Source organism: Kitasatospora sp. NPDC057512, from assembly GCF_042802135.1.
In the GTDB taxonomy this organism is placed as follows: Bacteria; Actinomycetota; Actinomycetes; order Streptomycetales; family Streptomycetaceae; genus Kitasatospora.
This window is the reverse complement of the sequence record NZ_JBHVET010000197.1, coordinates 1-11,998: the sequence shown is the minus strand read 5'-3', so window position 1 is coordinate 11,998 and position 11,998 is coordinate 1. Positions and strand designations below refer to the sequence as shown.

Here is an 11,998-nt window from a genome sequence, read left to right as displayed (position 1 = left end):
CCGCATCGCGGCGGCCATGCCCGAGGGCGTGGTGCACACCGTCGGCTCCCGGCGGCTCGGCTGCCAGTTGGACGGAGGCGACCTGGACCTGGTGGCGGCGCTGCCCGGCGCCGCCGATCTGCCCGCCGTCCGCGCCCGGGTGGCGGCAGCGCTGCCGGAGGCCCGGCGGCTGCGCGAGGTGCGCGGCGCCCGGGTGCCGGGGCTCCGGCTGGCCGCCGACGGCCTGTCGGTCGACCTCGTGGTGGTCTTCACCGGCGCCCTCGATCCGGCCCGAGCCGTCGACCGCCGTGCGGAGTTGGGCGAGGCGGAGGCCGTCGCGCTGAGCGCGGTCACGGATGCCGAGGCGGTCCTGGCGGCACTCGGCGACCGCCATGCCCGCTTCGTCCGGCTGGCCCGCCAGGTGAAGGCCTGGGCGCGGGCGCGCGGCCTGGACTCCGCACCCTTCGGCCAACTGCCCTCGCTCGCCTGGTCGGTGCTGGCCGCGCGGACGGTCCTGGAGGCGCCCGACGATCCCGACGCTCCCGACGCTCCCGAGGACGACCTCTTCCAGCGCTTCACCGAGACGTGGGCGGGCTGGGACTGGCGCCGGCCCGTCGCCCTCACGGGTGGTCCGACGCCACCCTCCTCGGGCCCGCTCACCGTCCTCACCCCGTCCGCCCCGGTCCGCAGCTGCACCACCCAGGTCAGCGCCGACACCCGCGACCTGCTCACCGAGGAGCTCTACCGCGCCTGGGAACTCACCACCGAGGCCACCGACTCCTCCCAGGCTCCCGAGGCGCCCGACGCGCCCGGTGCCGCCGAACCCCCGTGGCCCGCCCTGCTCGCCGCTCCCCCGCTGCACCGCCGGCACGCCGCCTGGGCCGTGGTCAGCGCCGACGAGGAGTCACTCGGCCTCGCCCGGGGCCGCGTCCGCGCCCTGCTGGCCGCCCTGGAGGACGCCGGGGCCACCCGGCTGCACGCCTGGCCCCACCCGTACCGGACCGCCGACGGCCGCTTCCACCTCCCGATCGGCCTCGGCCCCGCCCCGCTCTCCGCCGCCCGGCTCGCCCCGCTCGCCAAGGCCTGGTCTCGGACCCTGCCCGGCGTCCGGGTCGAGCACGTCGACGGCGGCGGCGCCCCCACCCCGACCCGCTGAACCACCCCGACCCGCTGAACCATCCCGCCCGGCTGGACCATCCCTCCCGCATAGACCATCCCTCCCGACTGGACGGCCCCACCCCACCGAACGACCCCGATGGGCCGAACCACCCCTGCCCATCGGGCTCTTCTGGACAATCGCCCCCGAAATTTGCCACGGTGAGGACCAGCGGCCCAGTCATCGATCATGCGGCCGAAGCCCCATGGGAGTTCCCCGTGCCCTCCGCCGACTTCCCCGCCTTCTACCTCGGGCAGAGCACCTTCTCCGACCCCGGCGCCCACCTCCCCCGCTACGCCGACCTCCCCAAGGATCCGCGCCGACTCGCCCGGATCGCCCGCGACCTGATCATCCACCGCCTCGAAGGCCGGCTGTTCCACCACCCCATCCCGGCGAACCGGCTCCACCACGACGCCGAGACCCGCTACCTCGACGACATCCTGCACCTGATCACCGACCGCGACCCGGCCCCGCTCAACCACCCGCGCGCGCCCGCCGACCGCTTCGTCGGCGTCTGCCGGGACCTGGCGCTGCTGCTCTGCTCCTTCCTCCGCCACGTCGGCGTGCCGGCCCGGTTGCGCTGCGGCTTCGCCGGCTACCTCGGCCCGGACGGCTTCCACTGCGACCACGTGGCCACCGAGTACTGGGACGACCGGCGCGGCTGGCTGCTCGCCGACCCACAGCTGGCCGACCCGAGGGTCGCCGCCGCCTGGCGGGTGGACTTCGACCCGATGGACGTCCCGCGCGACCGCTTCCTGGTCGCCGGCCGGGCCTGGCGCACGATCCGCGCCGACCGGTCCACCGCCGGCTCCTTCGGCGTCCACCCGCCCGAGGAGGGCCCGCTCAACGGCGAGTGGTTCGTCGCCCACTCCACCCGGCTCGACCTCGCGGCCCTGAACAAGGTCGAGACCCTCCTCTGGGACACCTGGGGCACCGGATCCACCAACACCCCCCACGCCCCGTACGACGAGGTCGCCCACCTGACCGTCGGCCCGGTCGACCTCCCCGCCGTCCGCCGGCTGTTCTCCGAGCACGACGCGCTGCGCACCCCGAAGACCGTCCTGTCCCTGGCCCCCTTCAACGGCCCCCGCGAGGTCACCCTGCGCTGACGGCCCCCGGCCCCCTCGCCCGCTCCTGGCGGGGCAGGCCGCCGCTACGCCCCGGCCTGCTGGTAGAGCGTCACCAGGAGGCCGTACACCGGCTCGCCCTCCGCGTCCTCCTCCGTCTCGTCGACCAGTCCGGCCAGCGCCTCGACGAGCCGCGCCGCCTTGGCCGGGCTGAGTCGGAGGTGGCGCAGGGCCAGGAGGTGGTCGACGGGTGAGCGGTCCAACTCCTGGGCGACGGCGCCGAACAGCGCGGCCGTACCCTCGACCTGCGGTTCGGCGATGAAGAAGCGATCGGCGGTCCGCCGGTAGTACTTCTCGGTGCCGCCGCGCACCCGTCGCGTTCCCGCGTCCTGGACCAGCCCCGCCTCGCCCAGCACCCTGAGGTGGTGCGAGACGCTGCCCTTGTTCACCCCGAGCTGCGCGGCGAGCCGGCTGATCGTCGACGGACGGCTGCTCAGGGCGAAGAGCAGGCGCTGGCGCAGGGGGTGGGCGAGCGCGGCGTGTTCCAGCGGCGCGCTGATCTGCTGGACGGTCTCGTCCGGTCGGTGGCTCACCTGATCAAGCGTTAAGTACGGTTGACGCTTTGGCAAGTCGCTGGTCTACTGCCTCTCCATGACCTCCACCACATCGCCGTCCGCGCTGGACACCGTCGCCGTCGTCGAGTCGATAGCCGACCTGGTCCGCGAGAACTACGTCTTCCCCGATGTCGCCGGGCAGCTGGCGGACCTGCTGAGGCGCCGGAGCGCCGAGGGCTCCTACCGGACCGAATCCGCCCAGGAGTTGTCCGAAGCGGTCACCGCGGACCTGCGGTCCGTCAACGGCGACCTGCACCTGGGCCTCAAGTACCACGCCCTGCCGGTGCCGCCGGAACCGGGTGCGGCGGTACTCGCCATGGTGCGCAGGGAGTTCGACACCTTTCTGAACGGCGTTCCCCGCGTGGAACTCCTCGACCACGGCGTCGCGGTCCTGGAGATCGGCCCCAAGCTGTTCCCGCTGGACTGGGCGGCACCGCCGCTGACCGCGGCGCTCTCGCTGGTGGCCCCCGCCCGCGGCCTCATCCTGGACCTGCGCCGCAACACCGGCGGCGACCCGAACACGGTCGCCTTCGTCTGCGCCTACCTGCTCGACGGCCGCACCCACCTGAACACCATGTTCTCGCGGAAGGACGAGGTGGGCGCGCAGTCCTGGACGCCCCCGTTCGTCCCCGGTGTCCGCTTCGGCGGCAGCAAGCCGATCTACGTGCTGACCAGCGCGGACACCTTCTCCGGGGGCGAGGAACTCGCCTACGACCTGCAGCAGCTCGGGCGCGCCGAGGTCGTCGGCGAGGTCACCCGCGGTGGCGCCCACCCACGTGAGGGCTTTACGGTGCACCCGCACCTGGAGCTCAGCGTGCCCTTCGCCCGCGCGGTCAACCCGATCTCGGGCACCAACTGGGAGGGCGTCGGCGTCCAGCCCGACGTCCCCTGCGACGCCGACACGGCACTCGACCGCGCCCTGGCCCTGGCTGCCGCGCGCCTGGCATAGCCGCACCCCCTCCACAGGCCTGCCGAGCCCGAAAGGCAGGGATGGTCGGCCTGGAGGTCACAGCGACCCGACATCGGGTAGCAGGTCGAACACGCAGAGTTGTGACGTCTGTAGGGTGGGTCGCGGCAGTGCCGTTCAGACCCAGCCACTCCACCGGAGGATGCGCCGTGACCACCCCGGACCTCACCTACACCGATGCGATCAAGCAGGTGGAGGACGCCCTGCGCCGCCTTCACCAGGAGGCCGGCGCCAAGGCGGCCTTCCTGATCGACAGGAAGGGCCGGCAGGTGGCGGCGGCCGGCGAGGTCGAGCAGTTCGGCACGACCTCGCTCGCCTCCCTCACCGCGGGCAACGTCGCGGCGACCGACGGGTCGGCCAGGCTGATCGGCGAGCACGAGCTCTCGGTGCTCTTCCACGAGGGACAGCAGGACCACGTCCACATCTCGATCGGGACGAAGCGCGCCATCCTGGTCGTCGCCTTCGACGACCGCTCCTCCCTCGGCCTGGTCCGACTCCGGATCAAGCGAGCCAACAGCGAGCTGGAGAGGATCATCGAAGAGGCGCCGGCATCCACCCCCGAGGGGAAGCCCTTTCTCGCCGAGATCACGGACGACGACATCGAGGCGCTCTTCGGCGAATGACGGCGGGGCTCCGGCGGAGCTCGGGAAACCGAATACAGCGCCGGAGTGAGCCGGGACACGATAGTTGGAACCAGGGTGGTGTGCCGACCTGGCGGTTCCGACCTTGCGGGACACGCTTGTTGGAACCACCTGGTCACACCTCTTGCAACCGGCGGCGGATTGCCATTCATGTTGGAACCAGGTCCGAAAAGCAGTCCGACACCGAGGCGCTACTTGACCAGATGGAAGTCTGGATGTTGCAGCCAGGCTTCCAGAAACGCCGCATCTCCGACGTGTCGAAGCCACCGGCCCCCGCCCCAGGTGTCATAGGACACCTCCGAGAGCCTTCCCGGGAGAGCTGACGTCAGTGCTCTCGCCCGGGTCAGGACTGCCTCGTTCCTCGTGTCGTCTCCTTCGGCGGGGCGGCTACTCAAGAGGCCGTCGAAGTCGACCGGTGCATCGAGACGGCGGGCGAGAGCGAGCGCCAGGTGGCCGAGCAGCATGTGGTTCACCGGGCCCGAGCATCCGGCACCGACTATCAGCCCCTGTACCGGTGGACGTGAGAACGCCGAGTAGTCCTCGTCCTCGGCAGGTATCTCCTCGTCCTCCGACAGGAAGAACACACCGACGCCGGCCGGGTCGAAGGCCGGCAGGCCCAGGGCGGAACCGTCTCGCACCCAGAAGTCCACGTCGCCGTCGGCCTTGGTCTCCACCGGCTCGCAGAAGGTCTCCAACCACGGGACCACCTCGGCCAAGATGTCCGCGAACCCGCGTGGTTCGAAGAGCCACAGTCCAACCGCCGGTCCCGACATGTCACCCCCAGAGCTTCGTGACCCAGGTGCCACTGGGCCCGGTTCTATCAGGTCCCGGCGGCGGGCGTCTGATCATTCGGGGCACAGTCAAAGCTCAAGATCGATTCCAGTGCTGGCCCGCTCCGGTTCCAACAACCGTGACCAAGTTCCAACTGCCGTGTCACGGCTCACGGAGTCGGTGCACCGCGACATCCCACCCGCGCGCATCCAGCCCCCCGCACTGCCAACTGCGGCCTCGGATCGCAGGCTTCCTGACGATCCGACATGAAGATCTGAAATTTTTATTGCGCAATTTTTCCTTCAGATCTATCGTCGACGCATGCCCGAGAAGCCCCGGCCCGACCGGATCACCGACCTGTCCCGCCTGAAGGCGTTCACCAACCCGCTGCGGATGCAGCTCTACCGCCTGCTCTTCGCGGCCGGGAGCGCGACCGCCTCGCAGCTCGCCGAGCAGGTCGACCAGGCTCCGTCGCTGGTCAGCTACCACCTGCGCAAGCTCGCCGAGCAGGGCTTCGTCACCGCGGCGAGCGGCCGGAGCACCGATGGGCGCGAGCGGTGGTGGCAGGTCGCCTCCGAGGAGGGCTGGGGCTTCCGCGAGTCCGACCTCGCCGGCACGCCCGAGGGGGCGGCCGCCGTCAGCACCGTGACCAGGGGCCTGGTCGACTCCCGGGTCGCCCAGTACCGCGCCTACCTCGACCAGACCGCCGCCTGGGGCGGGGAGTGGACCGACGCGGCCTTCAGCTCCGAGTGGCTGCTCGACCTCAGGCCCGCCGAACTCGCCGAGCTGGGCGAGGAGTTGCAGACCCTCGCCCGACGCTGGCGGGAGCGCGGCAACGCCGCCAAGGCCGCCGGGGACACCGCGGGCCGCGAGCACGTGTCCGTCCACCTGTACGGGTTCCCCTTCCGCCCCTGACACCGAACACGGCCCGGCCCGGCCTCCGAGCACCGGCGCCGCCGTGTCCCCGACCTCCGGAGCCCCCATGGTCCTCGCGGAACCGCCCCTCTCCCACCGGGGCGCCGCGCCGCCCGCCCACCGCGACGGCAACGTGCTGCGCTGGCTCACCGCCTACACCGCCTCGCTGATCGGCGACAGCGTGTACTTCGCCGCCCTCGGCTGGTCCGCCCAACGGTCCGCCGGCCCCGCCGAGGTCGGCCTGGTCATGGCCGCCGGCGCCGCCCCGCGCGCCCTGCTCATGCTCGGCGGCGGCGTCCTGGCCGACCGGCTCGACCCGCGCCGGGTGGTGCTGGGCAGCGACGCAGCGCGCTGTCTGCTCATCCTCTCGGTGGCCGCCGCCATCGCGCTGACCACGCCCGCGCTCTGGCTGCTGGTCGCGGTGGCGCTCGTCTTCGGCGCCGTGGACGCCCTGTTCGTCCCCGCCGTCGGCGCCCTCCCGCCGCGGATCACCAGCCCCGACCAGCTGGCGCGGGTCACCGGCCTGCGCTCGCTGTCGATGCGCCTCGGCCAGATCGCCGGACCGCCGCTCGGTGGCCTGGCCATGGGCCTGGGCGGCCCGGCCGCCGCCTTCGCCGTCGCCGGGCTGCTCTTCGCGCTCTCCCTGCCGCTCCTGCTCTCGGTCCGGATCAGCCCGCTCGAAGCCCCTCCGGGTGACGCCTCGTCCGCGGCCGGCGCACCGCCCCGGTCCGGCACCGCGCGCGCCGAACTCCTCGACGGGCTGCGCTACATCCGCCGCCACCCGCTGATCGGACCACTGGTCGGCGTCGGGGCCGTCTGCGAACTCGGCCTCACCGGCACCCTCAACGTCGGCCTGGTCCTCCTCAACGCCGAACGCGGTTGGGGTCCGTCCGGCTACGGCTGGATCGTCGGCTGCTTCGGTGCCGGGGCCGCCGCGAGTGCCGCGCTGCTCGCCGTCGTCGGGCGGATTCCCCGGGCCGGTCTGACCATGGCCGTCACCCTGCTGGCGGGCAGCACCGGCGCGGCAGCCATGGCGCTGGTGCCGCAGCTGTGGACCGCCGCCGTCCTGGCCGCCCTGACCGGCCTGGGCGCGGGCGTCTTCGGCAGCCTGGACGGCACTCTGATCCAGACCACCGCCGACCCCGCCTACCTGGGCCGGGTCACCTCCGTCGTGATGCTCACCATGGTCGGCCTCGCCCCGCTCAGCTACCCGGTGGTCGGCGCCGCCATCGGCGTCTGGGGCACCGCCCCGGTCTTCGTCGGCTGCGGCGCCCTCTCCTGCCTCGGCGCCACCCTCGCCCTCGCCTCCCCCGCTGTCCGCCGCGCGGAACTCCCCCGCGCGACCTCCCGCTGAGCCCCCAGCACCGGGTGCGAACGCCGGCCCGGCAGACCCCGCGGGCCCGTCACCAGGTGACCGGGAGTGCCTCGACGCCGTAGACCGTCGACCCCTCGCGGAAACGGAGCCCGGCCTCGGGGACGGCGAGGCGCAGGGTCGGGAAGCGGCGCAGCAGGGCCGGCAGGGCCACCTTCAGTTCCAGCCGGGCCAGTTGCTGGCCGAGGCACTGGTGGACGCCGAAGCCGAAGGACAGCTGGGCGACCGGGCGGCGGCGCAGGTCGAGGTCGTCCGGTCGTTCGGGGACGAGTTCGGGGTCGCGGTTCGCGGTCAGCGGGGAGAGCAGGACGTGCTCGCCCTCGGCGATCCGGTGGCCGTTGACCTCGACGTCGGCCACGGCGGTGCGCAGGAGCGGCGCGGGGATGGCGAGGTGGCGCAGCAGTTCCTCCACCGCCGTGCCGGTGACCGCGGGGTCGTCGCGCAGGGCGGCGAGCTGGTCGGGGTGGCGGAGCAGCGCCAGCACGCTTAGGGCGAGCTGGGTCGCGGTGGTCTCGTGCCCTCCGACCAGGAGGGTGGTGCCGAAGCCGACGAGCTCCTCGTCGGTGAGCTCCGCGCCGTGCCGGCGCACCACCGCACCCAGCACGCCGTCTCCGGGGGCGGCCCGTTCGCGGGCGACGATGTCCGCCATGGCGGCGTTCAACTCGTCCGAGGCGGCGACCAGTTGCCCGGCGTCGGCGGTCCCGTCCATGATCACCTGGGAGCAGCGCTGGAACATCGCCCTGGTCCCGTACGGGACGTCGAGCAGTTCGCAGATCGCTGACGAGGGGATCGGCAGGGCGAAGGCCTCGACCAGGTCGACGACCGGGCCCTGCTCGGCCATGGCGTCGAGGTGCTCGGTGACGATCGCCTCGATCGCGGGCCGCAGCCGCTCGACCTGACGGACGGTGAAGCTGCCGGTGAGCATCCGGCGCAGCCGGGTGTGCTCCGGGCCGCTGTACGCGGGCAGGAAGCCCGGGTGGTTGAACAGGGTGCGCGGCAGTGACGGGTCGATGCCGTTGCCCGTCACCAGTCGCTCCTCCGCGAAGGCGGCCCGGACGTCGCCGTACCCGGTGATGACGACGGCGTCGATCTCGCCGCGCACGGGATGGGTGACGCGCAGCCGCGGCAGGCCGTCCTCCTCGCGCATCCGGCGGAGGTCCGGAGACGGGTCGAACGGGCAGGTCCGGTCCCGTTCGGAGGCGACGAAGGACGTCGAGCGGTGGTCGGGCATGGTGCGGGCTCCTCAGCTGGATCGGTCCGGGGCGCGGTCATGCGACAGAAGGCGGGGCGGGAGACGGAAGGCGTCGGCCTATCCGTGGTACCGGGTGGAGGCGTGGTGCCAGTCGTGGGCGCCGCGGATGGTGGTCTGCAGCGCCTCGGTGCAGTAGCGCCGCAGCAGGTCGCGTTCGGCCGGGGAGAGGTGGTCCGTCGCCGTGCCGGCGAGCAGGGCCCGCTGGGCGCCGGTGAACAGGTCCAGGGCTTCGCCGCGGCGGCGCAGGGCCCGGTCGAGCGCCTCCGGCCGGGAGAGCCCGTGCTCCCGTTCCAGGCAGAGCACCAGGTTGTTCTGCTCCCCCTGGGCCGCGTCCTTCTCCAGGGAGACGATGTCGTTGTCGCAGATGATGAAGGTCTTCGTCATCTCGCGCATGACGGACAGGTGCGGCAGCGCGTACAGGTGGTCGGGCAGGACGCAGGAGGACAGCCGCTCGGCGAGGTCGACGACCGGCGCCACCCCGATGGTGTGACGCCGGACCCGCAGGTAGGTGCTCAGCGGCATGGGCGCACCGGCCTGCCGGCTGCGCGCCTCGTGGACGTGGTGGTCGAGGTACGAGGACCAGTGGGCCGCCGAGCGCCGGATCCAGTCCTCCGGCATGCCATGGCAGCTGCGCCGCCGCATGTCGGCGAAGGCGGCGGCCAGCGGCAGCGGGGACGCCTGCCCGGTGACGCCCTCCCGGACGAGTCCGACGAGGTGGCGGACCCGCTCGGGCGAGCCGCCCCACTCTTCGTCGAGCGCGTCGTCGAACAGGAAGTACCAGCTCTGCTGGTCGACGCCGAGGTCCAGTTCGGCCCCGGTCGCGTTCGGGTAGAACATGGCCGCGATCAGCGGGAACTGGCCCTTGAGGTGGTGGTCCCGCTCCGCGTCCGTGGACAGGAAGCCGAAGGACCGCGGCCAGGCGAGGTGGCGGTCGTGGGCGGCCCGGAAGTCCGGGCTGGTCCGGCTCGGGAAGGGGAGCGGGCCGGGGGCCGGGGCCTGCGGGCCCGGGGAGAGGGTCTCCGCCGTGGCTGTCATGGTGAGGTGCACCTCCGGGAACGGGAGCGGGGCCGGGAACGGGGCCGGGTCAGGGCAGCGCGGAACGAGGCCGTACGGGGTGGAGCCGTACGGAGCGGAGCCGCGCGGAACGGGGCCGGCTCAGTCGGCCGGCCAGGGTGAGACGCGCATGGGCAGCGCGTTGGGCCGGATCAGCGCGTGGGCGACCGGCCGGACCGGGCGGCCCGCCACCGGTCGCGGCCGCCACCGGGAGACGATCGCGCGCAGGACGACCAGCATCTCGGTCATCGCGAAGTGGTCCCCGATGCACCTCCGGTTGCCCAGGGCGAACGGGACGTAGGCACCCGGCGGCAGGTCCTTCTCGGGGCGGTCGAGCCACCGGTCCGGGTGGAACCGCAGCGGGTCCGGGTAGTGGGCCGGGTCCCGGTGCATCGTCAACGCGCTGTAGATCAGCTCGGCCCCCTGCGGGAGGTCGACCCCGCGGACCCGCACGGGTTCCAGGGCGCGCCGCATCAGCAGCCAGCTGGGCTGGTGCAGCCGGAGCACCTCGCGGAGGAACCGCTCGGTGAACGGGAGCGTCGCCGCACCGGGCGGGGCGCCGGCGGGCAGGGCGTCGCACTCGGCCTTGATCCGCTCGGTGAGTTCGGGGCGCCGTCCGATCTCGTGGAGCGCCCAGGCCAGGGTGGTGGCCGTGGTCTCGGCACCGGCCATGAGCAGGGACAGCAGCTCGTCGCGGGCCTCCACGTCGGTCATCCCCCGCGGGTTGCCCGGGGTGGCGGTGAACATGATCGACAGCAGGTCGCCGCGGTCGGCCGGGTCCTGGCGGGCCTGCCGGACGGCGGCGTCCGCGAGTTCGCGCAGCGCCGCGGCCGCGGCCAGGTACCTGCGGTGCCCCAGCGCGGGTGAGGACGCGAGGGGAGCGGGCAGCAGGGTGCCGACGAGGACCCCGCGCATCACCGTGTTCAGGTGCTCGGCGACGCGCTCCCCCAGTTCGGCGACGGCCCCGGCGCCGTCGGGGCGTTCGGTGCTGAACAGGGTGGCCACGAGCATGGCCGTCACCGTCCGCCGCAGCACCACGTCCATGGCGATCACCTCGCCGGGGCACCAGGAGGACACCTGTTCCTCGGCGATGCCGGCCATCGTGGCGACGCCGCCGGCGATGACGTCCCGGCGGAACGCGGGCTGGAGCGCGCGCCGTTGACGGAGGTGGACGTCGTGCTCGGAGGTGATGATGCCGTTGCCGATGAAAGGCCGTGCGACGTCGAACAGCAGGCCTTTGCCGAACTTCCGGCTCTGCGTCAGGAGAACCTCGTGGACGGCCTCGGGCGAGTTCAGGACGAACACCGGCCGATTGCCCAGGAATATCCTGACGATGGCGCCCTGCGCCCGGATCGACTGCAGGAACTCCACGCGTTTTACGGCGAGTTGCGGCAGGTGGCCGAGTAGTGGGAAACGCCCCCGTGCCACGGGTGCCGCCGCGTAGGCGCTGATGGAACGCACGGCCCTGCACCTCCCTGAAGTCTCGGACCGGAAATCAGCCCGGTATTGGAACGTCCATTCGCTCGCGGTGCACGGTGATCATCGTCCGACGGATCGGGAGAGGTCAAGGGACCGGCTGAAATTGCCCCACCGGAGCGGCTTTGAGCCGAACGGCGTGAATTCCCCCACCGCCCGCGCATTCCGGCCTCGGGGAACTCCGCCCGGTCGCTCGGAGCAGGACGCCGCCGGAGACCTCGATGCGCTGGGCCGTCATCCAGTGCAGGCCCTCCGACGCCGGCGTGGCGATGGCGTCGCCGATCTCCGGCGCAAGGCCCGCCGCGAGTACGAGAACCGCATCATCACACTCACGCCCTGACCGGGATCGTTCTCACCGACAACCCTGTACCCGGTGTTCCCCGAGGCCGTGTTCCAGGCCACCCGGACCGGATTGGACCGGGACGCCGCCCTCCCCGGCGGATAGCCTCGGGCGCACCGCACAGTCGATCAACGGAGAATCCCATGCACCCCCAACTCGCGGCCGACCTGGGCCGGTTGCCCGAACTCCTGGAGGAGACCCGGCAGCACGCGCTCGCCTTCCTGGAAGGCCTCGACGAGCGGCCCGTGGTCGAGCGGGCCGAGCCGCCCGCCGCCGCGCCGCTCACCGAGGAGGGCGGCGGGACGCGCGCCGCGCTGGCGGAGTTCACCGAGCGCTGGGAGCCCCGGCTGTCGGCGAGCCCCGGGCCGCGCTACTTCGGGTTCGTGACCGGCGGG

10 protein-coding genes and 2 pseudogenes are annotated in these 11,998 nt (G+C 72.9%); 7 read left to right on the top strand and 5 right to left on the bottom strand.

The features are described from left to right. Positions 1–1,135: pseudogene (locus ACFU6K_RS15640) on the top strand (hypothetical protein); the annotation flags it as partial. 218 nt (positions 1,136–1,353) lie between these two features. Further along, positions 1,354–2,244, top strand: coding sequence for a transglutaminase family protein (locus tag ACFU6K_RS15635; protein ID WP_380663401.1), 891 nt, complete (start codon positions 1,354–1,356; stop codon positions 2,242–2,244). Between the two features lie 44 nt (positions 2,245–2,288). On the opposite strand, the gene ACFU6K_RS15630 is transcribed toward ACFU6K_RS15635, so the two are convergent. Beyond that, positions 2,289–2,795 (bottom strand): ArsR/SmtB family transcription factor, encoded by a 507-nt coding sequence (locus ACFU6K_RS15630; protein WP_380663400.1) that lies wholly within the window; start codon positions 2,793–2,795, stop codon positions 2,289–2,291. A 58-nt stretch (positions 2,796–2,853) separates the two neighbouring features. Here ACFU6K_RS15630 and ACFU6K_RS15625 point away from each other — a divergent pair, with 58 nt between their 5' ends. Next, positions 2,854–3,765 (top strand): S41 family peptidase, encoded by a 912-nt coding sequence (locus ACFU6K_RS15625; RefSeq protein ID WP_380663398.1) that lies wholly within the window; start codon positions 2,854–2,856, stop codon positions 3,763–3,765. A 167-nt stretch (positions 3,766–3,932) separates the two neighbouring features. After that, positions 3,933–4,406, top strand: a complete 474-nt coding sequence (locus ACFU6K_RS15620) for a roadblock/LC7 domain-containing protein (protein ID WP_380663397.1) — start codon at positions 3,933–3,935, stop codon at positions 4,404–4,406. 209 nt (positions 4,407–4,615) lie between these two features. On the opposite strand, the gene ACFU6K_RS15615 is transcribed toward ACFU6K_RS15620, so the two are convergent. Further along, positions 4,616–5,197, bottom strand: coding sequence for a DUF6368 family protein (locus tag ACFU6K_RS15615; RefSeq protein WP_380663395.1), 582 nt, complete (start codon positions 5,195–5,197; stop codon positions 4,616–4,618). A gap of 319 nt (positions 5,198–5,516) precedes the next feature. On the opposite strand from ACFU6K_RS15615, the gene ACFU6K_RS15610 reads away from it, so the two are divergent. Then, complete coding sequence (locus tag ACFU6K_RS15610) at positions 5,517–6,110, top strand: ArsR/SmtB family transcription factor (protein ID WP_380663394.1); 594 nt, start codon at positions 5,517–5,519, stop codon at positions 6,108–6,110. Positions 6,111–6,177: 67 nt separating this feature from the next. Beyond that, positions 6,178–7,464, top strand: a complete 1,287-nt coding sequence (locus tag ACFU6K_RS15605; RefSeq protein WP_380663392.1) for an MFS transporter — start codon at positions 6,178–6,180, stop codon at positions 7,462–7,464. A 49-nt stretch (positions 7,465–7,513) separates the two neighbouring features. Here ACFU6K_RS15605 and ACFU6K_RS15600 read toward each other — a convergent pair whose 3' ends face one another. From ACFU6K_RS15600 to ACFU6K_RS15590, 3 genes are all read right to left on the bottom strand, one after another. Continuing rightward, positions 7,514–8,713 carry a cytochrome P450 gene (locus ACFU6K_RS15600; protein WP_380663391.1) on the bottom strand — a complete coding sequence of 400 codons (1,200 nt, stop codon included), beginning with the start codon at positions 8,711–8,713 and terminating at the stop codon, positions 7,514–7,516. A 78-nt stretch (positions 8,714–8,791) separates the two neighbouring features. After that, positions 8,792–9,769 (bottom strand): pentalenene synthase, encoded by a 978-nt coding sequence (locus ACFU6K_RS15595; protein ID WP_380663389.1) that lies wholly within the window; start codon positions 9,767–9,769, stop codon positions 8,792–8,794. A gap of 120 nt (positions 9,770–9,889) precedes the next feature. Then, a complete protein-coding gene (locus ACFU6K_RS15590; RefSeq protein WP_380663388.1) occupies positions 9,890–11,248 on the bottom strand; it encodes a cytochrome P450 in 1,359 nt (452 codons plus the stop codon). A 498-nt stretch (positions 11,249–11,746) separates the two neighbouring features. Between ACFU6K_RS15590 and ACFU6K_RS15585 the strand changes: the two are divergent. Further along, positions 11,747–11,998 (top strand): annotated as a pseudogene (locus ACFU6K_RS15585) (aspartate aminotransferase family protein); the annotation flags it as partial.